This is a genomic window from Micromonospora sp. NPDC093277 (genome assembly GCF_044765245.1).
Taxonomy (GTDB): domain Bacteria; phylum Actinomycetota; class Actinomycetes; order Mycobacteriales; family Micromonosporaceae; genus Micromonospora.
Map to the genome: position 1 here is coordinate 24323 of NZ_JBIWJO010000014.1, position 26477 is coordinate 50799.

The 26477-nt window shown below is 72.0% G+C and carries 23 protein-coding genes; 19 read left to right on the forward strand and 4 right to left on the reverse strand.

Annotated elements, in window-relative coordinates; translation table 11 throughout:
* Positions 1–70 precede the first annotated feature (70 nt).
* Complete coding sequence (locus ACIRG9_RS26255; RefSeq protein WP_402861197.1) at positions 71–883, forward strand: DUF3097 domain-containing protein; 813 nt, start codon at positions 71–73, stop codon at positions 881–883.
* Positions 884–903: 20 nt separating this feature from the next.
* Here the strand turns inward: ACIRG9_RS26255 and ACIRG9_RS26260 are convergent, their stop codons facing one another.
* Positions 904–2220, reverse strand: coding sequence for a serine hydrolase domain-containing protein (locus tag ACIRG9_RS26260; protein WP_402861200.1), 1317 nt, complete (start codon positions 2218–2220; stop codon positions 904–906).
* A 119-nt stretch (positions 2221–2339) separates the two neighbouring features.
* On the opposite strand from ACIRG9_RS26260, the gene ACIRG9_RS26265 reads away from it, so the two are divergent.
* From ACIRG9_RS26265 to ACIRG9_RS26300, 8 genes are all read left to right on the forward strand, one after another.
* On the forward strand, positions 2340–2813 hold the full coding sequence (locus tag ACIRG9_RS26265) for an NfeD family protein (protein ID WP_402861203.1): 474 nt from the start codon (positions 2340–2342) through the stop codon (positions 2811–2813).
* A gap of 5 nt (positions 2814–2818) precedes the next feature.
* Positions 2819–3928: an SPFH domain-containing protein gene (locus ACIRG9_RS26270; RefSeq protein WP_402861206.1), complete on the forward strand. Its 1110-nt coding sequence runs from the start codon at positions 2819–2821 to the stop codon at positions 3926–3928.
* A gap of 149 nt (positions 3929–4077) precedes the next feature.
* A complete protein-coding gene (locus tag ACIRG9_RS26275; protein ID WP_402861209.1) occupies positions 4078–4905 on the forward strand; it encodes a hypothetical protein in 828 nt (275 codons plus the stop codon).
* Between the two features lie 192 nt (positions 4906–5097).
* Positions 5098–7293, forward strand: a complete 2196-nt coding sequence (locus ACIRG9_RS26280; RefSeq protein WP_402861212.1) for a transglycosylase domain-containing protein — start codon at positions 5098–5100, stop codon at positions 7291–7293.
* Positions 7294–7492: 199 nt separating this feature from the next.
* A complete protein-coding gene (locus tag ACIRG9_RS26285) occupies positions 7493–8050 on the forward strand; it encodes a dihydrofolate reductase family protein (RefSeq protein ID WP_402861215.1) in 558 nt (185 codons plus the stop codon).
* Positions 8051–8109: 59 nt separating this feature from the next.
* On the forward strand, positions 8110–9000 hold the full coding sequence (locus ACIRG9_RS26290) for a TrmH family RNA methyltransferase (protein WP_402861557.1): 891 nt from the start codon (positions 8110–8112) through the stop codon (positions 8998–9000).
* A 65-nt stretch (positions 9001–9065) separates the two neighbouring features.
* A complete protein-coding gene (argG, locus tag ACIRG9_RS26295; RefSeq protein ID WP_402861218.1) occupies positions 9066–10517 on the forward strand; it encodes an argininosuccinate synthase in 1452 nt (483 codons plus the stop codon).
* Between the two features lie 207 nt (positions 10518–10724).
* Positions 10725–12689, forward strand: coding sequence for a PucR family transcriptional regulator (locus ACIRG9_RS26300; RefSeq protein WP_402861221.1), 1965 nt, complete (start codon positions 10725–10727; stop codon positions 12687–12689).
* 44 nt (positions 12690–12733) lie between these two features.
* On the opposite strand, the gene ACIRG9_RS26305 is transcribed toward ACIRG9_RS26300, so the two are convergent.
* Positions 12734–14083, reverse strand: a complete 1350-nt coding sequence (locus ACIRG9_RS26305; protein WP_402861224.1) for a hypothetical protein — start codon at positions 14081–14083, stop codon at positions 12734–12736.
* A 96-nt stretch (positions 14084–14179) separates the two neighbouring features.
* Here ACIRG9_RS26305 and murD point away from each other — a divergent pair, with 96 nt between their 5' ends.
* A complete protein-coding gene (gene murD, locus ACIRG9_RS26310) occupies positions 14180–15526 on the forward strand; it encodes a UDP-N-acetylmuramoyl-L-alanine--D-glutamate ligase (protein ID WP_402861227.1) in 1347 nt (448 codons plus the stop codon).
* A 174-nt stretch (positions 15527–15700) separates the two neighbouring features.
* On the opposite strand, the gene ACIRG9_RS26315 is transcribed toward murD, so the two are convergent.
* Complete coding sequence (locus ACIRG9_RS26315) at positions 15701–16672, reverse strand: hypothetical protein (RefSeq protein ID WP_402861560.1); 972 nt, start codon at positions 16670–16672, stop codon at positions 15701–15703.
* A 213-nt stretch (positions 16673–16885) separates the two neighbouring features.
* Between ACIRG9_RS26315 and ACIRG9_RS26320 the strand changes: the two genes are divergently transcribed.
* The gene (locus tag ACIRG9_RS26320) at positions 16886–18193 is read left to right on the forward strand and encodes an aspartate aminotransferase family protein (RefSeq protein WP_402861230.1); all 1308 of its coding nucleotides are present in this window, start codon (positions 16886–16888) and stop codon (positions 18191–18193) included.
* Between the two features lie 71 nt (positions 18194–18264).
* On the forward strand, positions 18265–19755 hold the full coding sequence (locus ACIRG9_RS26325; RefSeq protein ID WP_402861563.1) for a CoA-acylating methylmalonate-semialdehyde dehydrogenase: 1491 nt from the start codon (positions 18265–18267) through the stop codon (positions 19753–19755).
* On the opposite strand, the gene ACIRG9_RS26330 is transcribed toward ACIRG9_RS26325, so the two are convergent.
* Positions 19727–21103 carry an acyltransferase gene (locus tag ACIRG9_RS26330; protein WP_402861233.1) on the reverse strand — a complete coding sequence of 459 codons (1377 nt, stop codon included), beginning with the start codon at positions 21101–21103 and terminating at the stop codon, positions 19727–19729. The two genes, ACIRG9_RS26325 and ACIRG9_RS26330, sit on opposite strands and share 29 nt — an antisense overlap.
* A 213-nt stretch (positions 21104–21316) precedes the next feature.
* Here ACIRG9_RS26330 and ngcE point away from each other — a divergent pair, with 213 nt between their 5' ends.
* The 7 genes from ngcE (at position 21317) to ACIRG9_RS26365 (ending at position 26465) form a co-directional block, all read left to right on the forward strand.
* Entirely contained in the window at positions 21317–22732 is a 1416-nt protein-coding gene (gene ngcE / locus ACIRG9_RS26335) for an N-acetylglucosamine/diacetylchitobiose ABC transporter substrate-binding protein (RefSeq protein ID WP_402861236.1), read from the forward strand.
* Between the two features lie 61 nt (positions 22733–22793).
* Positions 22794–23699 carry a carbohydrate ABC transporter permease gene (locus ACIRG9_RS26340; RefSeq protein WP_402861239.1) on the forward strand — a complete coding sequence of 302 codons (906 nt, stop codon included), beginning with the start codon at positions 22794–22796 and terminating at the stop codon, positions 23697–23699.
* Positions 23696–24601, forward strand: a complete 906-nt coding sequence (locus ACIRG9_RS26345; protein ID WP_402861242.1) for a carbohydrate ABC transporter permease — start codon at positions 23696–23698, stop codon at positions 24599–24601. The genes ACIRG9_RS26340 and ACIRG9_RS26345 overlap by 4 nt, the downstream gene beginning before the upstream one ends.
* Positions 24602–24692: 91 nt before the next feature.
* The gene (locus ACIRG9_RS26350; protein ID WP_402861245.1) at positions 24693–25268 is read left to right on the forward strand and encodes a hypothetical protein; all 576 of its coding nucleotides are present in this window, start codon (positions 24693–24695) and stop codon (positions 25266–25268) included.
* A gap of 85 nt (positions 25269–25353) precedes the next feature.
* The gene (locus ACIRG9_RS26355; RefSeq protein WP_402861248.1) at positions 25354–25728 is read left to right on the forward strand and encodes a glyoxalase superfamily protein; all 375 of its coding nucleotides are present in this window, start codon (positions 25354–25356) and stop codon (positions 25726–25728) included.
* Positions 25721–26041 (forward strand): ArsR/SmtB family transcription factor, encoded by a 321-nt coding sequence (locus ACIRG9_RS26360; protein ID WP_402861251.1) that lies wholly within the window; start codon positions 25721–25723, stop codon positions 26039–26041. The genes ACIRG9_RS26355 and ACIRG9_RS26360 overlap by 8 nt, the downstream gene beginning before the upstream one ends.
* Entirely contained in the window at positions 26034–26465 is a 432-nt protein-coding gene (locus tag ACIRG9_RS26365; protein ID WP_402861254.1) for an SRPBCC domain-containing protein, read from the forward strand. The genes ACIRG9_RS26360 and ACIRG9_RS26365 overlap by 8 nt, the downstream gene beginning before the upstream one ends.
* Positions 26466–26477 lie beyond the last annotated feature (12 nt).

The window sequence follows — 26477 nt, forward strand, 5'->3', positions numbered from 1 at the left end:
CTCCATGATCGAAGCGGTGTGACGGCGCGTCGGCAGGGCGGTTGGCGGGCGGGTGGTTAGCGTGGGCGACATGGCGGGGAGGTATGGCGGGGACGTGTTGGCGGGGGACTGGCGGCGGCGGAAGGCCGTCCCGGAGGTGGACGCCGAGCCGGACCTGGTCGTCGAGGACGCGGACTCCGGGTTCTGCGGCGCGGTCGTCGGATTCGAGGCCGGCGCGGTGGTGCTGGAGGACCGGCACGGCCGGCGGCGCAACTTCCCGCTGTTGCCCGCCGCGTTCCTGCTCGACGGCCGGCCGGTCACCCTGCGCAGACCGGCTCGCGCCCCGGTGCCCGCGGCCCGGCGGCGCACCGCCTCCGGCTCGATCGCGGTCGACAATGTCCGGGCGCAGGTCGCCAAGGCCAGCCGGATCTGGGTGGAGGGCGTGCACGACGCGGCGCTGGTGGAGCGGATCTGGGGCGACGACCTGCGCATCGAGGGCGTGGTGGTGGAGCCCCTGGACGGCATCGACGCCCTGGCGGCCGAGGTGCGCGGGTTCGACCCGGGGCCGGGTCGGCGGCTCGGTGTGCTCGTCGACCACCTGGTGCCGGGCTCGAAGGAGAGCCGGATCGTGGCGGCGGTGACCTCGCCGCACGTTCTGGTCACCGGCCACCCGTACGTGGACGTGTGGCAGGCGGTGAAGCCGCGGGCGCTGGGCATTCCGGCCTGGCCCGTGGTGCCGCCCGGGCGGCCCTGGAAGGAGGGGGTCTGCGCGGCGCTCGGGGTGGCCGAGCCGGCGGACCTGTGGCGGCGCATCCTGTCCCGGGTGAACAGCTTCGCCGACGTGGAGACGCCGCTGATCAACGCGATGGAGCGTTTGATCGACTTCGTCACGGAGCCGTCGTAGCCGCTGGTGCGGCGCCCCGGTCAGGGCTCCTGGTCGGGGGTACGGGTGAAGACGAAGGTGGCGATGTCCAGGGCGACCGGCTGACCGGTCTGGTCCCGGAGCACGGTGAGGATCTCGCCGTCCTCCTCGCCGCCGTGGCCCCGCCAGTGGTCCCGTCCTTCTGGCGCGAATCGGGTCACCTCGATGCCGCGCCGGTGCGCCACCAGCCGGCCGGAGTCGGTGTCCCAGCTCAGGTCGAGGGCGGTGCCCATCCACCACCAGCGCCCGGTCAGCTCGGCCACCTCGGCCGGCGGCGGGGCGGTGGCCGGGCGCCACTGCGCCGCCGCGACCGGCTCGGCGTCGAGCACGGTGGTCAGGACGCGTAGGCCGAGCGCGCCCAGCGACCCGGTCCGGAACCCGTACGAGTTGGCGAAGCCGACCACGCCCGTGCGGCTCGGCCGGTGCACCTCGACTGTGGCGACGTACCCGGGCATGGAGCCGCCGTGGCCCACGTACACCCGCTCCCCCTCGCGGTGCAGGCCCAGGCCGAGGCCGCGCCCGCTGCGCCAGGTGTTGGCGTCGTCGATCACGACGGGGGAGCACATCTCGGCGAGCGTGGCCGGGGCGAGCACGTCCGGGGCCGGGTCGGCCAGGAACGCCGCCCAACGGGCGAGGTCTGTGACGGTCGACCAGAGCTGGCCGGCGGGCGCCATCGCCCCGGTGTCGGTACGCGGCTCCTCGCGCAGCGTGTCGTGCCAGGGGTGCACCACGTAGCCCCGGGCGTACGGCTCGGTCGGGTGGTAGGTGGTGCGCAGCATGCCCAGGGGTTCGAGGATCCGTTCCCGGAGCAGCTCCGCCCAGGGCGTCCCGGTGATCCGCTCCAGCACTCCGCCGAGGAGGCCGTACGCCAGGTTGGAGTAGTGGTAGGTGTGGTGCGGCGGGTGGGCGATCTTCTCCGGGGTGAGCCCGGCGACCAGGGTGGCCAGGTCGGCGCCCTCGGTCCGCTCCCACCACCGGCCGTCCGGCTCGCGCTGCAGGCCACTGGCGTGCCCGAGCAGCTGGCGCACGGTGAGCGCGCCGACCGGGGTACCGGGCAGGTGCTTGTCCAGCGGGTCGTCCAGGGACAGTCGGCCGGCGTCGCGCAGCTGCATCACCAGCACCGCGGTCATGGTCTTGCTGATCGAGCCGATCCGGTACTGAAGGTCCGCGTCGGGGGTGGGATGGTCGCCGGCGAGCGCGAGGTGGGCGAGGCTGCCGTCGCGGACCACCCCGAGGGCGACCGAGGGGCCGCGCCCCTCGGACTGGGCCCGGGCGACCAGCGCGTCGACCCGTCGGGCGGTCTCGGGCAGCAGGTCCATGGTTCTTTCTCCTGGTCGACGTCGCACCTCGGCGCCGCCGAGGAACACCGGCGGGTGCCGCCGAGCTTACTGATCATCGTGGGTTCGTGGGATGTGCGTCGGCGTGTCACGATTGAGGGGTGGACGCAGTGTTGTGGATCGTGCTTGGTGTGGTGTTGGCGGTCGCCGAGATCTTTACGACGACGCTGTTCCTGATCATGTTTGCGGCAGGGGCGTTCGCCGCCGCCGGAGCCGCCGCGCTCGGCGCTCCGGTCGCGATCCAGGCGCTCGTCTTCGCCGTGGTCTCCACGCTCTGCGTGGGGCTGCTCCGGCCGGTCATCCGGCGGCACGCGAATGCGGCGCTGGAGGGCGGCGAGCGGTCGTTCGGGATCGAGGCGCTCGAGGGGACGGCGGCGTTGGTGGTGGAGCCGGTCGACGTCGGGCACGGCATGGTCAAGATCGACGGAGAGTTGTGGACCGCTCGGGCGTACGACGCGACGCGGAGCTACGCCGTGGGTGAGCGGGTGCAGGTGATAAAGGTCCAGGGCGCAACCGCCCTGGTCTGGCAGGACGAGATTTCCACCCCGGGCGCACTGCCCGAAGCGAAAAGGTGAACGGTATGGAGTTTCTAGCGGTCGTATTGATCGCCGTTGCCGTGATCGTTGTGGTGACGTTGGCCAAGGCGATTCGGATCGTGCCGCAGCAGCGGCAGGACGTGGTCGAGCGGCTGGGGCGGTACAAGCGGACCTTGAACCCTGGCCTGAACCTGCTCGTGCCGTACATCGACGCGGTGCGTACCAAGGTCGACATGCGGGAGCAGGTGGTCAGCTTCCCGCCGCAGCCGGTGATCACCTCGGACAACCTGGTCGTCTCGATCGACACGGTCCTCTACTACAAGGTGGTTGACGCGGTCCGGGCCACCTACGAGATCTCCAACTTCATCCAAGCCATCGAGCAGCTCACCGTGACCACGCTGCGTAACGTGATCGGCTCGCTGGACCTGGAGCGGGCGCTGACCAGCCGCGAGGAGATCAACCGGCACCTGTCCGGCGTGCTGGACGAGACCACCGGCCGGTGGGGCATCAAGGTCACCCGGGTCGAGATCAAGGCGATCGAGCCGCCGCCGAGCATCCGTGACTCGATGGAGAAGCAGATGCGCGCCGAGCGGGACCGCCGTGCCGCGATCCTGAACGCCGAGGGTCTCAAGCAGTCGCAGATCCTCACCGCCGAGGGTGAGAAGCAGGCCGCGGTGCTGCGCGCCGACGGTGACCGGCAGGCCCGGATCCTCCAGGCGGAGGGCCAGGCCAAGGCGATCCGGACGGTCTTCGACGCGATCCACCAGGCCAACCCGAGCCAGAAGGTGCTCGCCTACCAGTACCTGCAGGCGCTGCCGCAGATCGCCAACGGCTCCGCGAACAAGGTCTGGATCGTCCCGGCCGAGCTGACCAAGGCCCTGGAGGGGATGGGCGGCGCGCTCGGCGGGCTGGCCAACATGGTTGGCGACGTGCCGTCGCCGGAGGCCAGCCAGGGGGCCGGCGAGGTGGAGCGGGAGGCCGCCGAGGCGGCGCATGCCGCCGCCACCGCCGCCCGGGAGATCCACGACGAGGTACGCGTCGCCGAGGCGCAGACCACCGGCGGCAACGTCCCGCAGCAGGGCCTGCCGGCGCCCGAGCCGGTCTCCCCGGAGAGCCTGCTCAACGACCCCTCGGATCAGCGCGAGCGGGGCTGAGTCGGAGCCGTCCGATCCCGGGCGGCAAATGCGAGAAAGTCTCATGCGGCGCCCCGGTGCCTGCCACCATCGGTCTCAAGGACGGGTGGTGACCAGGACCGGGGCGCCGAGCGCGTCCCACGCCGCCCGCAGGCGCAGCGAGGTGACGCATGAAGGAGCCGGCGAACAGGCTGTCCGCCAAGGATCTGTTCTCCAAGGAACTCTTCTCCCGCGAGCCGGTTCCCGGCGAGCATGATCCCGCCGGACCGCTCGGCTCCCGGCGCACCGGGGGCGGATTCGGGGTGCTGCCGTTCGTCTCCGAGCCGGGACGCGCCGCCCCGGCCACCAACGCCAGCTGGGCCTGGTCGGTACGCCGGTTCGCCCGCGCCGCGGTCTGGCTGCTGCCCGCGTACGCGATCCTCTACGGCGTGGTGACGATGGCCAGCGACGGCGGGGTGGGCAACGACCCGTACCCGGCCGACGGCAACCAGCTCTACCTGGTGGGCTGGGTGGCCGCCGTCTGGCTCGGGCTGCTCGCGCTGCTGGCGCTCACCGGACTGCTCGCCGCCACCCGCAGCCGGCGGGTCGCCGCGACCGGGCTGCTGGTCAGCATCGCCGGCGTCGTGCTGATGCTGCCCTTCGCCGGGCTGGACGAGCAGGCGCCCGTGTTCGGCACCACCGCACGCCACCTCGTCCTGGTCGGTGCCACCTTCTACAGCGTCGGGTGGTTGTGCACCGGATGGTCGGTGGCCCGGTCCGGGATGTTCTCCTGGGGGGACGGCATCATGCTGATGATCGCCGCCCCGCTGCTCGGTCTCGGCGGCGCGCTGCTCGGCTCGTTGCAGACCTTCGGCGCGATCTTCGCGCTGGTCGCCGGGCTCGGCATCGGCTACCGCTCCGGGCGCCTGGTGCCCGCCGCAATCGCCCGCGACGTGATCGCCGCCAGCGTGGTCCCCGCCCCGACCCCACCCGCCCCACCCGCCACCCCCACCACCTGACCCGCCCCACCCACCACCTGACCCGCCCCACCCACTCGACGTCGATCATGAGGTTGGCGGTGGCCGGGGAGATCGACATCGCCGCCAACCTCATGATCAACCGTGCTGGGGTGTCTGGGGGGTTGCCGTGAGGTCGCTGACAGTTGCCTGGCGGGGTGGTCGGTTGGCGGCTTTCGCGGCAATCTGGAAGCCATGCCGTCTCCCCGGTCGCCGCTGTCGCGCCTCTTCACCGTGCTGCTCGCCGGCGTCCTCGCCGGGCTCGTCCTCGCAGTCGCCGTCCTGCCCGGCAACCTGCTCGGCGGGTTCGTCGCCAAGGCGGCCCTCGGGGCGTACGCGGAGCTGCCCGACTCGCTGCGCACCCCCGCCCAGCCCCAGCGCTCCTACCTCTACGCCAACGACGGCAAGACCCTGATCACGACGTTCTACGACGTCAACCGCACCGACGTGCCGCTGGCCGAGATCGCCCCAGTGATGCGACAGGCGATCGTGGCCGCCGAGGACCGCCGCTTCTACTCCCACGGCGGCGCCGACCTGCGCGGTCTCGCCCGTGCCCTGGTCGCCAACGTCACCGGCGGCGGCACCGAGCAGGGCGGCTCCACGCTGACCATGCAGTACGTCCGCAACGTGCTCAAGACCGACCCCACCCGCACCGCCGAGGAACGGCAGGCCGCCACCGACCAGACCATCGGGCGCAAGCTCCAGGAGATCCGGTACGCCAACGCCCTGGAAAAGACCCTCGGCAAGGACGAGATCCTCAACCGCTACCTCAACATCGCGTACTTCGGCTCCGGCGCGTACGGCGTCGCCGCGGCCAGCCAGCGCTACTTCGGCAAGCCGCCCGCCGACCTGACCCTGGCCGAGGCGGCCCTGCTCGCCGGCCTGGTTCAGGCACCAGACGCGTACAGCCCGATCAGCGGGGACAAGGACCAGGCCCTCGCCCGCCGGGCGTACGTGCTCGACGCCATGGCCGAGACCGGCGCGATCAGCACGCAGCAGGCCGCCGCGGCCAAGGCCGAGCAGCTCACCCTGCACCCGACCGCACAGCCCAACGGCTGCACCGCGCTCGCCGGAGGGCACGACGACTGGGGCTACTTCTGCGACTACCTCCGCCAGTGGTGGCTGGCCCAGCCGGCCTTCGGTGACACGGTCAAGGAGCGCGAGCAGGCGCTACGCCGCGGCGGCTACACGGTGATCACCTCGCTGGACCCGAAGATCCAGCAGACCGCGCAGCAGCAGGCCACCGCCGTCTACGGATATGACAACAAGCGCGCTCTGCCGGTCGCCGCGGTCGAGCCCGGCACCGGACGGGTGCTCGCCATGGCGGTCAACCGGCACTACAGCCTGGCCGACAACCCGGCCGGGCAATCCAACCACCCGAACACCGTCAACCCGCTGATCTCCGGCGGCGCCAGCGTCAGCGGCTACCAGGCCGGCTCGACGTTCAAGCTGTTCACCATGCTCGCCGCGCTGGAGGCGGGCAAGCCACTCGCCACCGGCTTCGATGCCCCGGCCAAGCTGCCCACCCGATACGCCTCCGACGCCGAGGGCAACTGCGGCGGCAAGTGGTGCCCGGCCAACGCCAACCCGGAGTGGATGGACGGCTACCGGATGATGTGGGACGGCTACGGCCGCTCCGTGAACACGTACTTCGTCTGGCTGGCCGAACAGGTCGGCGAGGACAAGGTGGTGGAGATGGCGCAGCGCCTCGGCATCACCTTCCGGGCCTCGTCCGACGCCGCCTTCGCCAAGAACGACGCGGCGAACTGGGGCGCGTTCACCCTGGGCGTGGCCGCCACCACCCCGCTCGACCTGGCCAACGCGTACGCCACCGTGGCGGCCGAGGGGACGTACTGCGCCCCGCTGCCGGTGCTCTCGGTGACCGCCGCCAACGGCGAGAAGGTCGACGTCGGCCAGCCGTCCTGCAAGCAGGTCCTGGACCCGGACGTGGCCCGGGCCGCCACCGACGCGGCCCGCTGCCCGGTCGGCCAGCAGTCCGCGTACGGGCAGTGCAACGGCGGCACGGCCACCTCGGTCGACCGGATCGTCGGCCGGCCCGTCGCCGGCAAGACCGGCAGCTCCGAGCAGAACGCCACCGAGACCTTCGTCGGATTCACCCCGCAGGTGGCCGTCGCCGGCATCGCGGCCAACCCCGACGACTCGACCGACCTGGTCGGCTCGGCGGTGCAGGCCAAGGTGATCGACGCCGTCGCCCGGATCATCCGTACGGCGGTCGACGGCAAGCCGGTCAGGGACTTCGCCGCGCCGAGCCCCGAGCTGGCCGGCAACCCACAGCGCCCGGAGCCGAAGCTCCCACCGCAGCTGCAGGACCAGCAGGATCAGAGCCTGCCGAACCTCCTACGCTGGTTCCAGAACCGCAGCCGCGGCTGAGGAGAAGGAAGGGACCCTGGTTAACGCCTCCGGTATAGCAGCGGCTCCCTCTTGAGACGCGGTTGCGGCCAGCGGCGCGGGCGGTGGGCGCGGCTGGCAACCCGGCGAAGAGATCTGTGCCGGGTGTCGGATCTGGTCCGGCGGCTCCGACCCACCGGTGAGTGCGCCCGCCGGGGGCGCCACCGAGCAGGAGGACGTCATGCGCAAGCTCGTCTACTGGGTGCACCAGTCGGTTGACGGTTTCATCGAGGGGCCGAACGGGGAGTTCGACTGGCCGGCCATGGGGCCGGAGTTGTCCGCGTACTCCTTTGAGCTGTGCGACCGGGCCGACATCTTCCTCTACGGCCGCAAGGTCTGGGAGATGATGTCCTCCTACTGGCCCCGCGTGGAGGAACTGTCCCAGCACCCGCACGACCTGAAGTTCGCCCCGGTCTGGCGGCGTACCCCGAAGGTCGTCATCTCGCGCACCTTGGAGACCGCCGAGTACGGCGCCCGGGTGATCGGCCGCGACCTGGCCGACGAGATGGCCGAGCTGAAGGCGCAGCCCGGCAAGGACCTGCTCCTTACCGGGGGCGCGGGGGCCGCCGCGGCGCTCACCGACCTGGGGCTGATCGACGAGTACCAGGTGGTCGTCCACCCGGTGGTGCTCGGCGGCGGCCGGCCGGTCTTCCCCGGCAAGGACCGCCTCGACCTGCGGCTGGCGGAGACCCGCGGCTTCGACGGCCGCTCGGTGCTGCTGCGCTACGTGCGGGCGTGACGGCGGGCGAGGTCGACCGGCGCCGTCGTGGCTGACGGCGGCGCCGGGCCGGGCCGGGAATCGGCGGAGCCGGCACGGCCGGGTGCCCGGCGGCCGGAGCCACCGGACCGGCCAGGCAGAATCGACCGGTGCCCGTCCACGAGATCACCGACCCAGACGACGACCGGATCGCCGACTACCGCGCGCTGACCGACGTGGAGCTGCGGACCCGTTGGGAGCCGCCGCACGGCCTGTTCATCGCCGAAGGTGAGCTGGTGCTGCGGCGGGCGCTGCGGGCCGGCTACCCGGCCCGCTCGTACCTGGTCGACGCCAAGCGGGCGGATCAGCTCGCCGACCTCGACACTGGGGACGCCCCGGTCTATGCGGCCACCCCGGAGGTGCTCCAGCGCGCCACCGGCTTCCACGTCCACCGGGGCGTGCTCGCCTCGTTCCACCGCAAGCCGCTGCCCTCGGCCGCCGAGGTGCTCGACACCGCCCGGCGGGTGGTGATCTTGGAGGATGTCAACAACCACACCAACCTCGGCGCGATCTTCCGGGCCGTGGCCGCGCTCGGGGTGGACGCCGTGCTGCTCTCCCCGACCTGCGCCGACCCGCTCTACCGGCGCAGCGTCCGGGTCAGCATGGGCGAGGTCTTCGCCATCCCGTACGCGAAGCTGGAGCCCTGGCCGGAGGCGCTCGCCCAGGTCCGGGCGGCGGGTTTCACGGTGCTGGCGATGACGCCCGCGCCCGACGCGGTGCCGATCCAGCGGCTCGACGCGACCCAGCGGGCCCGGGCGGCGCTGCTGATGGGCGCCGAGGGGGCCGGCCTGACCCGGGTGGCGATGGACGCCAGCGACGTGCGGGTGGTGATCCCGATGCGGCGCGGGGTGGACTCGCTCAACGTCGCCTCCGCCACTGCCGTGGCCTGCTGGGAACTGGGTCGCGACGATCCACCGTTCGGCAGCGGGTAGCCGCTGCGGGTCCCGTTCGGCACTTCCGCTTGCATGACCATGCGCTCTGATGAATAATCTTCCTCGTGTCCAAGGTTCTCACCTCCCTGCCCACCGGTGAACGTGTCGGCATCGCCTTCTCCGGCGGCCTCGACACCTCGGTCGCGGTCGCGTGGATGCGCGACAAGGGCGCCGTTCCCTGCGCCTACACCGCCGACATCGGCCAGTACGACGAGCCCGACATCGCCTCGGTGCCCGGCCGCGCGCTCAGCTACGGCGCCGAGCTCGCCCGCCTGGTCGACTGCCGCGCCGCCCTGGTCGAGGAGGGCCTGGCAGCACTGACCTGCGGGGCCTTCCACATCCGCTCGGGCGGGCGGGCATACTTCAACACCACCCCGTTGGGCCGGGCCGTGACCGGGACCCTGCTGGTGCGGGCGATGATCTCGGACGACGTCCAGATCTGGGGCGACGGCTCGACCTTCAAGGGCAACGACATCGAGCGGTTCTACCGGTACGGCCTGCTGGCCAACCCGCAGCTGCGCATCTACAAGCCGTGGCTCGACACCGACTTCGTCACCGAACTGGGCGGCCGTAAGGAGATGTCGGAGTGGCTGCTCGAACGCGGCCTGCCGTACCGGGACAGCACTGAGAAGGCATACTCCACCGACGCCAACATCTGGGGCGCTACGCACGAGGCGAAGACCCTCGAGCACCTCGACACCGGCATCGAGACGGTAAACCCGATCATGGGAGTCCGGTTCTGGGACCCGTCGGTGGAGATCCCGACCGAGGATGTCACGATCGGCTTCGACCAGGGTCGCCCGGTGACGATCAACGGTAAGGAGTTCGGCAGCCCCGTCGATCTGGTGCTGGAGGCCAACGCCATCGGCGGCCGGCACGGCCTGGGCATGTCGGACCAGATCGAGAACCGGATCATCGAGGCCAAGAGCCGGGGCATCTACGAGGCGCCCGGCATGGCGCTGCTGCACGCCGCGTACGAACGGCTGGTCAACGCCATCCACAACGAGGACACCCTGGCGAACTACCACCACGAGGGCCGCCGTCTCGGCCGGCTGATGTACGAGGGGCGCTGGCTGGACCCGCAGGCGCTGATGCTGCGCGAGTCGTTGCAACGCTGGGTCGGCACGGCGGTCACCGGCGAGGTGACGTTGCGGCTGCGCCGGGGCGAGGACTACTCGATCCTGGACACCACCGGCCCGGCATTCAGCTACCACCCCGACAAGCTGTCGATGGAGCGTACCGAGGACTCGGCGTTCGGCCCGTCGGACCGGATCGGCCAGCTCACCATGCGCAACCTGGACATCGCCGACTCGCGGGCGAAGCTGGAGCAGTACGCCACCCTCGGCATGGTCGGCGGCGCGACTCCCCAGCGGATGGTCGGTGCCGCGCAGGCAGCCTCGACCGGGCTGATCGGTGCGATGCCAGAGGGCGGTGCGGAGGCCATCGCCTCCCGGGGCGTCTCCTCCGCCGACGACGAGGCGCTCGACCGCGCCGCGATGGAGTTCGGCGTCGACTGAGCGAGTCGCCGGACTTCCGGCCGCTCGGCGGCGGCTGGTTCCACTGGACCGCGAGCTGGTGAGAGGTGCCGGATCGACTGCTCGGGAGCCGGATGACGCAGGTGGCTGGCCGCCTGTTTCCTGTCCGCGTGCGGTGGTCGGCGGGCCGACCTGGTCCGCCGCGTGCCACCGGCCAGGTAGTCGAGTTTCCTGGTCACGGACGGTAGCGTGACGCGCGTGTTCCCGACCGTGCGTGAGGTGCTCGCCCTGGTGCCGGTGCGCCACGGCGCCCCGCGCCTGGTCGCCGGCGACGCGGGCCTGGACCGGCCGGTCCGCTGGGTGCACGCCGCCGAGGTGCCGGACATCGCCACCCTGCTCGGCGGCGGCGAGCTGGTGCTGACCACCGGCATCGGGTTGCCGGCCGACGACGCCGGGCTGCGCGCGTTCATCGGCGACCTGGCCGACGTCGGGGTCTCCGGGCTGGTGGTCGAGCTGGGCCGCCGCTACGTCAGCGGAGTGCCGAGGGTGATGGCCGCCGCCGCCGAGCGGCGCGGGCTGCCGCTGGTCGAGCTGCGCCGGGCCACCCCGTTCGTGCGGATCACCGAGGCGGTGCACGCGCTGATCGTGGACGCCCAGCTCACCGAGCTGCGGGCCACCGAGGAGATCCACCAGCGGTTCACCGAGCTGTCCGTGGAAGGTGCCGGCGCGGCCGAGGTGGTGCGGCAGGCCGCCGAGCTGTCCGGGTGTCCGGTGGTGCTGGAGAACCTCTCCCGGCAGGTGCTCGCGTACGACCCGGCGGGGGAGAGCGCCGAACTGCTGCTGGACCGCTGGGAGCAGCACTCGCGGCGGATCCGTCCCGGCGGTCGCACCGCGTACGACGCGGACAGCGGGTGGCTGGTGACCACGGTCGGCGCGCGTGGCCAGGACTGGGGGCGGTTGTTGCTGCGCTGGCCGGCCGGCGGGGAACTGACCAGCGGCCAGGCTGCCGGCGACGGTGGCCCCGAGTCGGCGGCCGCCCCGGCTGATCCCGCGTCGGCGGCCGCCCCGGCTGATCCCGCGTCGGAGGAGCGGGCCGACGGTGAGCGGGGCGGCGGGACGATCGCCGGTTCGCGCGCCGTCGCCTCGGTGGGTCCGCCCAGCCGGCTCACCATCCTGGTCGAGCGGGCCGCCTCCACCCTCGCCCTGGGCCGGTTGATCCGCCGGGACGCCGAGGGGTTGGAACGTCAGATCCACCGCACCCTGCTCACCGCCCTGCTCGACCACTCCCGTCCGGTGGACGAGGTGGCGCTGCGGGCCAAGGCGCTCGGCGTGCCGTTGGACCGCCGGCACCTGGTCGGTGTGGTGGTCCGCCATCGGGCCGACGATCCGGCCGGGGAGGTCGCGACGCCGGGCGACGCCGGGCCGGAGGCCGGCCCGGCCCGGCTGCGTGACCTCGCCGAGGCGGTCGGCCAGGCGCTGCGGGAGGCCAAGCTCACGGGCCTGACCAGCGCAGTCGACGATCATGCGGTGGGCGCGCTGCTCGCGCTGCCCGATCCGGTCGTCGAGGAGAAGGCGCTCGCCGCGTTCGCCGCGGCACTGCGTCGGGTACGCCTCGACGCCGCTCCGGCCCGTCCGCCGGCGCCCCGCTCCGCGCCACCCGCCCGGCCGGGCGACGGGTCGACCCGTACCGCCGCTGCGTCCCGGGGCGGCGACGGGGTGACCCGGGCGGGCCAGGTCGGCGGCGTGGCGCGGGCAGCCGGTCCATCGGCGGTGATCATCGCGGCCGGATCGGGGGTCGGCAGCCTGCGGGAGGCGGGCCGGTCGCTGGTCGAGGCGCGGCAGATCGCGGAGGCAGCCCGCCGGGACCGGCGGGACCTGCCGATCTTCCGGCTGCCGCACGTCGGGCTCGCCGGGCTGCTGCATCTGCTGCGGGACGAGCCGCGGTTGCAGACCTTCGTCGAGCGGGAACTCGGCGCGCTGCTGGTCTACGACGCCCAGCATCCGCGCGAGCAGTTGCTCGACACCCTGCGGGCGTACCTGGAGCAGGGCCGGAACAAGTCGGCGGCGGCCGGCGTGGCGCACCTGTCCCGGCCGGCGTTCTATGAGCGGCTGGCCCGCATCGGCCGGATCCTCGACGTGGACCTCGACTCGGTGCAGGCCTGCCTGTCCCTGCACGTCGCCCTGCTGGCCCTGGACGCCGTCCGCACCCCCTGACCGTCCTGCACCCCGGCGGGAGGAGGCAGGGGCGGAAGGGACAGTCAGATGAGGGTGGTGAGGGCCTTCGCGTAGGTGGACGGGACGAAGTTCGGGCCGGCGGGGGTGAAGACGTCGGAGGTGGCGGCGGCCGACCACGCCGCGTCCGGCAGCGCGTCCACCAGGGCGCGGACCACCGGGGCGTCGCGCCACTGCTCCTGCTGGGCGAGCAGGCTCAGCGCCACCACCGACTCCTCGACCTCGCCGACACACTCGAACGGCTTGTGCCCGTCGACCCCGAGCAGTTCCCGGTAGCCGGGGATCTGGGTGGAGTCGGCGAGCAGGTCGCCGCCGAAGATGTGGGTGACCCGCTCCCGGGTCATGAACGGCGCCATGGCCAGGAAGACGAACCGGCACTTGGGGCAGTCCCGGCACCAGCGTTCGCTCGCGTCGCGCAGCTTGAACGCGGCGTTGCAGCTGGTCACCACCGCGTCGTACCGGTCGATCTCGGCGAAGAGCCGGGCGATGTGCAGCTCGGACAGCGACCGCAGCAGGGAGAAGTACGGCTCGGTGAGCCCGGCGTGCTCCGCCAGGGCGGCTCGCAGCAGCCCCTCCGCCTCGACGCCCTTGGACCACTGGTGGTTGATCTCGTGGCCGTTCCAGACCAGATTCGGGTCGGACGCCGAGCGTTCGTTGGACATCACCACCGGGCCGAGCCCGTGCAGCACGGCGGTGGCGACCGCGATCAGCGAGTTGATCGCCGTGACCGGGATGTGGCCGTTGAGCGCGCCGGCCGCGTTGAGGTCGAACAGCACCGGGTCGATGCGTCGCCGGGCGGCCAGCGGCACCAGATCGGACGCCTCGTTGACCGAGACGATGACGTGGTTGGGGTTGACCGAGAAGGGAACCGGGTCGAAGCCGGCCCGGCGCAGCGCCTCCAGCGTGACGATGGAGTCCTTGCCCCCGCCGACGGCCGACAGCGGACGGCGGTCCGAATCGTCGTACACCCGGGGCGGGGCGACCTCGCCGGACGGCACCTCCGGGTGCAGCTCCAGCACGTGCGGCAGCTGGTTGCGGTACGCGTACTCGGCGAGGCCCTTGGTGTAGACGGCGGTGACCAGCTCGACGGCGGCGGGGCCCAGCGGCGCCGGCAGCACCAGCCGGCGCGGTGCGGCGGTCTTGTAGTAGCTGACCCCGGCGACGACGTGCAGCAGTTCCAGGACCCGGTTGAGGGTGGCCGCGGCCTCGTCCGACACCGGCTCGGCCGGCAGCGGCAGGGTGATCGCCTCGGTGAACCGCTGCTCGCCGTCCGGGCCGGTCAGCGTGTAGTCGAACAATGCCTCGCCAGTGGCGAAGTCGATCGAGTAGGACGGGAAGGTGAAGGCGTCCATCCGCCGGAGCTGCTCGTTGGGCACACGCAATAATAGGCCCTGGTTCGTCCGGCCGTGTCCTGCTGCGCCGGCCCGTGCCCGCCGACCGCCGACCGCCATCGTTACTGTCGAGGAGTGTCTGTGCGCCTGTCTGATCTGCGCGGACGTCATGTCGCCGTCTGGGGGGCCGGCCGGGAGGGTCGGGCCGCGGTGACGGCGATCGCCGCGCACGGCCCGGCCGGCCTGGTCGTCGTCGACGACAGCGCGAACTTCCTCAGCCTGCCGTGGGAGGGAGCGGTCGCCGCGGCCGCGCCGCTGGTGACCGGGGAGGAGGGCTTCGACCGGCTCGCCGCCGCCGACGTGGTGGTCCGGTCGCCGGGGGTGCCGAGCACCCACCCGTGGATGGTCGAGCTGCGCCGGCGCGCCGTCCCCGTCACCCAGGGCAGCGCGCTCTGGATGGCCGACCACGGCGACCGGACGGTGGGGGTCACCGGCAGCAAGGGCAAGAGCACCACGTCCAGCCTGATCAGCCGCCTGCTCACCGCGATGGACCTGCCGAACGTCTTCGGTGGCAACATCGGCGTGCCGCTGCTCGACCTGCCCGAGGCGGAGCGGTACGTGCTGGAGCTGTCCAGCTATCAGTGCGCCGACCTGACCGACTCGCCCCGGGTGGCGGTGGTCACCGCGCTCTTCCCTGAGCACCTCGACGCGCACGGCGGTGAGCGGGAGTACTACCACGACAAGCTCAACCTGCTCGCGCACGGCCCGCGCACGGTGGTGGTCAACGGTGCCGATCCGCGGCTCGCCGTGGAGCTGGGGGACCGGGCCGCGGTGCGGGCCGGCCTGCCGAACACCACTCACGTCGCCTCCGGCCCGGACGGCACCCCCTGGTTCCACCTGCGGGACACACCGCTCTTCCCGCGCGCGGTGCTGCCCCTGGTGGGCCGGCACAACGAGAGCAACCTCTGCGTGGCCCTCGCCGTGCTGGACGCGCTCGGCGTCGACGTGGTGGGCCGCAAGGACGCCCTCGCCATAGCGGTCGCCGAGTTCCAGGGACTGGCCCACCGGCTCACCGAGATCCCCGACCCGTCGGGTCTCACGTTCGTCGACGACACCCTCGCCACCAGCCCGTACGCGGCAATGCACGCGATCGACGCGTACGAGGGCAAGCCGCTGACCGTGATCGTCGGTGGCACCGACCGGGGCCTGGACTACGGCCCGCTGCGTGACCACCTGGCCGAGCGGGAGATCACCGTGATCGGCATTCCGGACAGCGGCCCGCGGATCGTCGAGGCTCTCGCCGGGCTGCCGGCGGTGCGGACCGAGCTCGCCGAGGACCTGGTGGCCGCGGTGGGCCTGTCCCGCAAGCTGACCCCGGCCGGCGGGGTGGTGCTGCTCTCCCCGGCCGCCCCGAGCTACGGCCGGTTCCGCAACTTCGAGCACCGGTCGGAGGTGTTCGCGCAGGCGGTCGCCGACACCGCCCGCTGAGGTCTCTTTGCAAAAGATTCGAGAAGGAAGCGCGTCCGGAGCCGTCCTCGCCGTGCGGGAAGGCTACCGGGGCCGGACCGCCGCGCGCAGCCGGGTTTCGCGGCGAATCGTCCGGCGCGTCGCCTGACCCGGCGGCGGCCGCCCGGGCCTGGCCGCCCCGGCCCAGGCGGCCGCTCAGGACGGTGTGAGCACCGCGTGCAGGTTCCGCATCGATCGGATCGCCGAGCGGATCTCCTGGAGGTAGCGGCCCGGGGTCAGCGTCGGCTCCGGCACCCCGGCCATCGCGGTCAGCGCCGGATCGACGCCGACCGTGTCGATCCCGCAGCCGTACGGCACGGCGAGGGTGCGTAGCGCGTCGCAGTGCTGGAACGGCACGTAGATCGGCGCGGTCACCATCAGCACCGGGTCGCCGGTCCGCAGCTGGACGTGTTCGGCCCAGAACCGCTGGGTGTCGGCGGTGTGCGCCCGGCGCCGGTCCGGCTCGCTGGATGGGGCGGCGAGGACCCGTACCGCGGGCAGGCCGGCCGGGCGGTAGGTGCGCGAGGACCAGGCCCGGTGCGGGTGGTCCGCCTCCTCGCCGGTCTCCTCGCTCGGTGCGCTGACCCCGAACGCCGCGCGCACGCCGGCGTCGAGGGCGTCCACCTCGGTGTCGCAGTCGGGTATCCCGGCGCCGGCGAGCGTCCGCGACTCGGCCGGGGAGAGCGCCCGGCAACTGCCCAGCACCGCCACCTCGCCGGAGACCTCGGCGACCGTGCGTACCAGGTGCGCGGCGTACGCGGTGCGCCGCAGGCAGGCGTGCGCCAACCCGCCGAGGACGAGCAGGTGCGCGTAGCGGGGCAGGGCCGGCGGGGCGGCCCGGACCAGGCCCAGCGTCGCCGCCGCGTCGAGCACCAGCCGGGCGGTGGCCGGGTCGAAGGCCGGCTCCCGGGCGTCGGGGCGTTCCCGTCCCTGCCGGAAGTCCCAGTGCCGGGCGGAGAAGTCGTCCAGCGCGGCCAGCACCGCCGGCAGGTCGCCGGTCGGCCAGTCGCCGCCGAACCGCTCGACCAGGGCGTGCAGCGGCGACGACTCGACCCAGGCTCGTACGCCCGCCGCGAGTTGCCCGTCGGTCGTACCCGCCGCGCCGCCCGGCAGCGCCACCTCCGTCATCCGCACCCGGCGGATGCTACCGCCGCCCGGTGGGCGGGCACCGGCCGTTGTGGATCGTGGGTGCCTGGGTCGTGCCACGCCGCAGCTTGGCGCTGGCGGCGGTTGACGTGGTGTCAGCTGGCAGCGGACCCTGGGCTACACAGTGCCAGTTGTTCGTGCCGTCCGGGCGGTGAGAGCGTGCGAGGACCAACCCGCCGCTGAAGGGGTGCGACGATGACCGCCGACGATCTGCTGGCCCGGCACCGGGCCGTGCTCCCGTCCTGGATGCCGCTCTACTACGCCGAACCGATCGAGCTGGTCTCCGGCTCCGGCCGCCGGGTGAGCGACGCGCAGGGCCGCAGCTACCTGGACTTCTTCGGTGGCGTGCTGACCAACATGATCGGTTACGACATCCCGGAGATCCGCGAGGCGGTCGAGCGGCAGTTGCGCACCGGGCTCGTGCACACCTCCACGCTGTATCTGATCCGGCAGCAGGTGGAGTTGGCCGAGAAGGTCGCCCGGGTCTCCGGCATCCCCGACGCCCGGGTCTTCTTCACCAACTCGGGCACCGAGGCGAACGAGGCGGCGTTGCTGGTCGCCACCAACTTCCGCCGGTCGCACCAGATCCTGGCGGTGCGCAACAGCTACCACGGCCGGTCGTACGCGGCGATGGGCGTCACCGGCAACCGGAGCTGGTCGGCCAGCGCGCTCAACCCGCTGCAGGTGGCCTGGCTGCACTCCGGTGAGCGGCTGCGCGGCCTGCTGGCCCGGCTCGACTCCGACGACCGGGTCGACGCCGCCGTGGAGGACCTGCGCGAGGTGCTCGCCACCCAGACCGCCGGCGACGTGGCCTGCCTGATCGCGGAGCCGATCCAGGGTGTCGGCGGCTTCGTGCACGGCCCGGACGGGCTCTTCGCCGGCTGGAAGAAGGTGCTTGACGAGCACGGCATCCTGCTGATCAGCGACGAGGTGCAGACCGGCTGGGGTCGCACCGGCGAGCACTTCTGGGGCTACCAGGCGCACGGCGTCACCCCGGACCTGCTCACCTTCGCCAAGGGCATCGGCAACGGCTTCGCCCTGGCCGGCGTCGTCGGCCGGGCCGACGTGCTGGAGGCGGTGCCGGCGATCAGCTTCTCCACCTTCGGCGGCAACCCGATCTCCACCGCCGCCGGCAACGCCGTCCTGGACTACCTGCTCGAACACGACCTGCAGGCCAACGCCGAGCGGGTCGGGGCGATCCTCGGCGACGGCCTGCGCGCCGCGACCGCTGATCTCGACTGCGTCGCCGAGGTGCGCGGCAAGGGCCTGATGCTGGGCGTCGAGTTCGTCCGCCCGGGCACCATCGAACCCGATCCGGTGCTCACCGCCCGGGTCTTCGAGGCGTGCCGGGCCGGTGGTCTGCTGGTCGGCAAGGGCGGCCTCTACGGCAACGTGGTGCGGATGGGCCCGCCGCTGACGCTGACCGAGGAGGAGGCCCGGGAGGGGCTGGCCATCCTGGTCGACGCGATCCGCTCCTGCGCGGCGGCGGGGGTGGCGGCATGAGCGAGCGTCAGCGGTCGAATCATCAGCACGGCGCGGCTTTGCCTCACGACGGCGGCATGAGCGAGGGCGACGTGCGCGTTGTCGGGCACTTCATCGACGGCAAGCGGGTCGGCGGCGACTCGGAGCGGCGCGGCGACGTCTTCGACCCGGCCACCGGCCGGCGTACCGCGTTGGTCGAGCTGGCCTGCGCGGCGGACGTGGCGGGTGCGGTGGAGGCCGCCGAGCGGGCCGTGCGGGCCTGGCGGGACGCCTCCCTGGCGAAGCGGACGGCGGTGCTGTTCGCGTTCCGTGAGCTGGTCAACGCCCGGCGGGACCGGCTCGCCGAGGTGATCACCGCCGAGCACGGCAAGGTGCTCGCGGACGCCGCCGGCGAGGTGCAGCGCGGGCTCGAAGTCATCGAGTACGCCTGCGGCATCCCGTCCGCGCTGCGCGGCGGCTTCAGCGAGAACGTCTCCACCGAGGTCGACTCGTACAGCCTGCGGCAGGCGCTCGGTGTGGTGGCGGTGATCTCGCCGTTCAACTTCCCGGCCATGGTGCCGCTGTGGTTCGTGCCGGTCGCGATCGCCTGCGGCAACGCGGTGGTGCTCAAACCCAGCGAGAAGGACCCGGGCGCGGCGCTGCTGCTGGCCGAGTGGTTCAGCGAGGCGGGCCTGCCGGACGGGGTGCTCAACGTGGTCAACGGCGACAAGGAGGCCGTCGACGCGCTGCTCGACCATCCCGGTGTGAAGGCGGTGTCGTTCGTCGGCTCCACCCCGGTCGCCCGGTACGTGCACCAGCGCGCCTCGATGGCCGGCAAGCGGGTGCAGGCGCTGGGCGGGGCGAAGAACCACATGGTGGTGCTTCCGGACGCCGACCTGGACCTGGCCGCCGACGCGGCGGTCAACGCCGGCTTCGGTTCGGCGGGGGAACGGTGCATGGCGGTCTCCGCCCTGGTCGCGGTGGAGCCCGTCGCGGACGCGCTGGTCGCGAGGATCGCGCAGCGGTTGGCCCGGCTGCGCACCGGGGACGGCCGGCGGGGCTGCGACATGGGGCCGCTGGTCACCGCAGCGCACGCCGAGCGGGTGCGCAGCTACGTGGAGTCGGGGATCGCGGCCGGCGCGGTGCCGGTGGTGGACGGGCGGGACGTCACCCCGGACGGGGCGGCGGAGGGGTTCTGGCTCGGCCCGACCCTCTTCGACCATGTCACCCCGGCGATGTCGATCTACACCGACGAGATCTTCGGTCCGGTGCTCAGCGTGGTCCGGGTCGGCTCGTACGACGAGGCGGTCGAGCTGGTCAACGCCAACCCGTACGGCAACGGCACGGCGATCTTCACCAACGACGGCGGGGCGGCCCGGCGGTACCAGCACGAGGTGGAGGTCGGCATGGTCGGGATCAACGTGCCGATCCCGGTGCCGATGGCGTACTACTCGTTCGGTGGCTGGAAGGCGTCGCTCTTCGGTGACCTGCACGCGCACGGCGCCGACGGGGTCGCGTTCTACACCCGGGGCAAGGTGGTCACCAGCCGCTGGCTCGACCCCCGGCACGGCGGGGTCAACCTCGGCTTCCCCACCCAGACCTGAGCAGTCGCAGCAGCCCCGCCCCGACCAGGTACGCCACCAGCGTCGGGGCGGGCAGCCCGACCGGCTCGGCCGCGCTCTTCGAGGTCAGGGCGTTGATCAGCAGCCCGACGGCCACGCCCGCGTAGCCGATCGCCACCAGCACGGTCTGCAGCGGGCGGCTGGTGCTCGCCCTGGCGTGCCGGCGGGTGCGGGCCTCGATCGGGCCGAACACGGCGACCAGCGCGGCCAGCACCACCGCCAGGGCGAGCAGCCAGGGCACCCGCCAGGCCCACCAGGCCGCCGAGCCGACCGGTGGGGTGGGCAGTACGCCCAGGGCGTTCAGCAGGCCGACCAGCAGTACGGCGGCGGTCAGATGCCAGAGGAAGACGGTGAGCACCACGGCGTTGACCGCGATCACCGCCTGCCAGGGGCCGCTGCGGCGCAGCCACCGGCGGGCGGGATTCTGCAGCAACAGGATCAGCCCGAGCTGCCCGGTGGCCGCCGCGAGCAGCGCCACGCTGGGCGGGGCGGTGTTGTTCAGGCGCTCGCCCGGCACGTTCAGCATCGCCACCGGGTACGGCCCGACGCGGGTCAACAGCAGTAGCGCGGCCAGTCCCACGAGCAGCAGCACCGCCCCGGCGCGCCGTGAGGTGGGCAGCCGCCGGCGGCGCAGGCCGGGACGGTCGGTGCCCTGGCCCGACACTGTCGGGCTCGGGCCTCGGGCGTCGTACCAGGCGAAGCCGAGTTGGTGGACGGCCAGCCAGCCGAAGAGGTAGTTGGCGGTGGCCAGGCCGGCCGGGCCGAGGATCCGGCCCAGGTCGCCGAGTGCGACCAGCCCGACCAGCACCAGCGGCACGACCAGCCCGACGCGGCGGTGCAGCGCGTACATGGCCGGGGTCAGCGGGACCATCACCAGGTAGGCGACGAGGAACCAGAGCGGGATGGTGGCGAACCAGACCACCGTACGGATCTGGGTGGAGTCGACGCCGATCAGCCGGGCGGTCGCCCCGCCGATCGCGAGGACCACCAGCAGGGCGGTGGTGGGGCGGATCAGCCGGCTGCTGCGGTCGATCAGCCAGCCGGTGGCATTTCCCCCGCGGGACCGCCAGGCGGTCAGCGCGGCGGCGTTGGCGTAGCCGCCGACCAGGAAGAAGACCGGCATCACCTGGGCCACCCAGGTCACCGGCCAGGCCCAGGGGAGGTAGCCCAGGGCGGACTGCCCGGTCGGCCGGCCGGCGCGGTCGTATCCGATCACGGTGATGGCCCAGTGGCCGATGACGACCATGGTTATGGCGAGTGCCCGGAGCAGGTCGGCGTAGCGCTCCCGCCCGGGCGGCGTGCGCTCGGCGAGCTGCCGCAGGCGGCGCATGGCCTCAGGCTAAGCCAGCTGTTGCCGGCGCGTGGTGATAACGGTTCGGTTGTCGGGTCTTGTGGTCCACGCCGCACTGCCGTAGAAATTCTTCAGCAACGTATAGAGAACTGAAGACAAGCAACACGTGACCCGACCCACCCGTGCCTCGACGCCGCGGCCGCCGTTCCCCCATCCTCGGCGAGCCGCCCGTACCCGAACCGAGGAGATGCGATGAACAGGCGTGAGATCCTCCGGCGCACCGCCGCCGCCGGTCTGCTGGCCACCCCCGCCGCCGGCCTACTCGCCGGCTGTGCCACCTCTGGCGGCGGCGACGACAAGAAGGACACCACCTACAAGGGCACCAAGAGCGAGAAGAACCCGCTCGGCGTCAAGGAGGACGCCCCGCTCGAGGTGGTGATCTTCAACGGCGGCTTCGGTGAGGAGTACGCCAAGGCCCACGAGGCCATGTACAAGGAGATCTACCCGAAGGCCGAGATCAAGCACTCCGCCACCGAGGAGATCAACAAGACCCTCCAGCCGCGCTTCGTCGACGGCAACCCGCCGGACATGGTGAACAACTCCGGCGCCGGACAGATCGACTTCAACGGCCTGGTCAGCCAGAACGCCATCGCCGACCTGGGCGAGCTGCTCGACGCGCCGAGCCTCGACATCCCCGGCAAGACGGTGCGGGACACCCTGCTGCCCGGCACCGTCGAGGTCGGCTCGTACGACGGCAAGTTCCTCGTCGTCAACTACACCTACACCGCGTACGGCATCTGGCACTCCACCAAGCTCTTCAACGACCACGGTTGGCAGTACGCGAAGACGTGGGACGAGCACATCGCGCTCTGCAAGCAGATCAAGGCCGCCGGCATCGCCCCCTGGACCTACCCCGGCGTGCACCCCCGCTACATGAGCTGGCCGGTGATCTCCACCGCGATCAAGCTCGGCGGCCCGTCGGTCGCCCTGGCGATCGACAACCTGGAGCCGAACGCCTGGAAGTCCGACGCGATGAAGACGGCCGCCGACGCGTGGCACCAGATCGTCAAGGACAAGTACATCCTGGACGGCTCGGCGGGCCTGGACCACATCCAGTCCCAGACGGCCTGGTGCCAGGGTAAGGCCGCCTTCGTCTCCTGCGGCTCCTGGCTGGAGAACGAGCAGGCGAAGGTCACCCCGGCCGGCTTCAACATGACCGTCGTGCCCACGCCCAGCCTGACCACCGGTGACAAGCTGCCGTTCGAGGCGATCCGGGGCACCGCGGGCGAGCCGTTCATGGTCCCGGCCAAGGCCAAGAACCTCGCCGGCGGCATGGAGTACCTGCGGGTGATGCTCTCCAAGAAGGGCGCCCAGGACTTCACCAAGAAGGTCTCCAGCCTGCCCGTGGTCGCCGGCGCCACCGAGGGCGTCGAGCTGCCGTTCGGCCTGAGCACCGTGGCGAAGGCGCTGGACGCGTCCGGCTCCAACGGCTTCAACTGGGTCTACAACAACTTCTACCGCAAGCTGGAGCGGGAACTCGTCGACGCCGCCTGCGGCGAGTTCTTCGCCGGGCGGATCGGCCCGGCCGAGTTCCTCGACCAGTGCCAGAAGGGCGCGGACCAGATCGCCCAGGACAGCTCGATCAAGAAGTACAAGCGGGCCGCGTAGCCACCTGGTGGGGGCGGGCCGCCCGCCCCCATCCCCGGCCGGTTGGAGGAGGATCCGCCTCGTGCGACATGGCAAGTACCCGCTGATCATCGCGTTCCTGGTGCCACCGCTGCTGCTCTACGTCCTGTTCGTGATCTCGCCGTACCTGCAGGCGTTCCAGATCTCGACGACGAACTGGCTGGGCTACTCGGCCGAGGCCGACCCGGTCGGCATGGCCAACTTCCGCACCATGCTGCACGACGACCGGGTGTGGAACGCGATCGGCAACAACGCCATCCTGCTCGCCGTGGTGCCGGTGCTGACCATCGGTCTCGGCCTGTTCTTCGCCACCATGCTGTCGATGGGTGGCCGGAGCAACCGGGCCGGGGTGGCCGGGGTCCGCGGCAGTGCCTTCTACCGGCTGGTCTACTTCTTCCCGCAGGTCCTCTCGGTGGTGATCATCGCGCTGCTCTGGCGGGAGATCTACCACCCGAACAACGGCCTGCTCAACGGTGCGCTGCGCGCCGTCGGGCTGCCCGCGCCGACCTGGCTCGGTGATCCGCGGACCGCCTTCTGGTGCGTCCTGGCGGTGATGGTGTGGAGCAACGTCGGCTTCTACGTGGTGCTCTTCGGCGCCGCGATGTCCGCCATCCCGCGCGACATCTACGAGGCGGTCCTGCTCGACGGCGCGTCCCGTTGGGTCACCCTGCGCCGGATCACCGTGCCGCTGCTCTGGGACACCGTGCAGGTTGCCTGGATCTACCTGGCCATCGCCGCGTTGGACGGCTTCATCCTGGTCCAGCTGATGACGCACGGGGGACCCAACTTCTCCTCCGACGTCATCGGGCTGCGGATGTACGACACGGCGTTCGGCGACAACAAGTTCGGGTACGCCTCGGCGATCGGCGTGGTGATGCTCTTCCTGACCCTCACGGTGGCGGTGCTGGCGCTGCGGGCCGCCCGGCGCGAGAGGATCGAATATTCATGACCACGCTGGACAGTCCGGCCGCGACCGGCGCGGAGCCGGGGCGGGGCCGCCGCGACGCGGGGCCACCCCGCCGCGAGTTGGGCGTGGTGAACGTCGCCTCGCACTCGTTCCTGCTGGTCTGGGGCGCCATGACCGTGCTGCCGCTGCTGTGGATGTTCCTCAGCTCGTTCAAGAGCGACAGCGAGATCCTCTCCGACCCGTGGGGACTGCCCGGCGCGCTGCACCTGGAGAACTGGGCCCGGGCCTGGACCGAGGCGCACATCGGCCGGTACTTCCTCAACAGCGCCATCGTGGTGGCCGGCTCGCTCACGCTGACCATGCTGCTCGGCGCGACCGCGGCGTACGTCTTCGCGCGCTACGAGTTCCGGGGCCGTCAGCTGTTCTACTACCTGTTCGTCGGCGGCATGATGTTCCCGGTCTTCCTCGCCCTCGTGCCGCTCTTCTTCGTGGTCCGCAACTCCGGTCTGCTCGGCACCTGGACCGGTCTCATCCTGGTGTACGCGGCGTACTCGCTGCCGTTCACGGTGTTCTTCCTGACCGCGTTCTTCCGCACCCTGCCGACGGCGGTCGCCGAGGCCGCCCTGATCGACGGGTGCGGCCACTTCCGGCTCTTCTTCCGGGTGATGCTGCCGATGGCGCGTCCGGGACTGATCAGTGTCGCGATCTTCAACTTCCTCAGCCACTGGAATCAGTTCATCCTGCCGCAGGTGCTCATGCAGGGCGACGACTCGAAGTGGGTGCTGGCGCAGGGTCTCAGCGCCCTGGCGGTGAGCCAGGGCTACCAGGGGGACTTCAGCGGCCTGTTCGCCGGCCTGACCATCGCCACGCTACCGGTGCTGGCGGTCTATGCGATGTTCCAGCGGCAGATCCAGACCGGCCTCACCGCCGGCCAGCTCAAGTGAGGTGGCGGTTGCCACAGGCAAACGGGGCAGCGCGATCGGCGAGGGCTCCTCTATCGTGGGCCGGCATCCTCAACTGATTGACAGGAATCACATGTTCTTCCTTATCTACGACCTCCTGCTGCTGCTCGGCGGCATCGCGATGATCGTGATCGGTCTGGCGGTCCCCGAGCAGGGCAAGGGCTCACGGATCCTGAATGTCATCGTCGGTCTGGCCTTCTTCTGCTACGGCTTCTACCTCATGTTCCTCTTCGAGGGCGGCGAGTACCGCATCTTCATCTACGTCTTCGTCCTGCCGGTCCTGCTGATCGTCCGGGCGTTGAAGGCGCGCAAGCAGGCCCGGGAGGAGGCCGCGGCGCAGGTCGCCGGGCCGCCCCAGCCGGGCCAGTTCGGCTACGGCCAGCCGGCGCCGCAGGGCCAGCCGGGCTACGGTCAGGTCCCGCAGCAGGGCTACCCGGGCCAGGCGCAGCAGGGCTACCCCGGCCAGGCGCAGCCGGGCTACCCGGGCGCGGCTCCCCAGGGCTATCCCGGCCAGGGCGCGCCGGCCCACCCGGGCCAGGGCCAGTACGGCCAGGTCCCGCAGCAGGGCTACCCGGCGCAGCCCGGCCAGCCCGCTCCGCAGGGCCCGTACGGCCAGCCGCAGGGGCAGCCGGGTCAGCCGACCTTCTGAGGCACGAGCGGCGGGCCGGTCGACGCAGGTCGGCCGGCCCCTCCTCGGTTTGACTGGTAGGAAATCCCCTACCTATTGTGGCGGCATGACCGTGACCCACGTGCAGCTCGTCTCCGTACCCGTCAGCGACCAGGACCGGGCCCGCGACTTCTACGTCGACGTCCTCGGCTTCGACCTGATCTGGGACAACCCGATGGGACCCGGCGGTCGCTGGGTCCAGGTCGCTCCGAAGGGCGCGGCGACCGCCCTGACCCTGGTCACCTGGTTCCCGACCGTGCCGCCCGGCTCGCTCAAGGGCCTGGTGCTGGAGACCGACGACCTCGACGGCGAGGTGGCGCGGCTGCGTGAGCTCGGGGTGGTCTTCGCCGACGGTGGCATCCAGGCCGCGCCCTGGGGCCGCTACGCGACCTTCGACGACCCGGACGGCAACGGCATCGTGCTCCAGGCGACCCGTGTCTGAGGGGGACGTCTTCGCGGCGCTGGCCAACCCCACCCGGCGGGAGGTGCTCCGGCTGTTGCTGGAACGAGGCGAGCAGCCGGTGCAGCAGCTGGCGGACCATTTCGACATGCGCCGGCCCAGCCTGTCGGAGCACCTGAGGGTGCTCAAGAACGCCGGGCTGGTCACCGAACAACCGGTCGGCCGGCAGCGGTTCTACGCGCTGCGGTCCGAGCCGTTGCGCGAGGTGGCCGACTGGCTCGGCCCGTACGAGCGGTTCTGGCGGGCCCGCCTGACCGACCTTCGCGAGGTGTTGGACGGGCTGCCGGATGAGTGAGCGCACCAGCATCGCCGTCGATCAGTTCCTGGCCCATCCGCCGGCCAGGGTCTGGCGAGTGTTGACCGATTCTGATCTGTTGGCCCGTTGGCTGATGCCGAACGACTTCCGTCCGGTCCCGGGCCATCGGTTCACCTTCCGCACCACGCCACGACCCGGACAGGACTTCGACGGCGTGGTCCACTGCGAGGTGCTGGAGCTGGACGAGCCGCGCCGGTTGCGGTGGGCCTGGCGCGGCGGCCACCTGGACACCGTCGTCACCTGGACCCTCGTGCCGGAGGGACGGGGCACCCGGCTCTTCCTGGAACACTCCGGCTTCGATCCGGAGGATCCGGTGCAGCGGCGTACGTTCACCCTGCTCGACGGCGGCTGGCGCACCCATGTCTGGGCGCGCCTCGCGGAGACCCTCGACGCCTGGTCCTGACCCCGCGGGCGG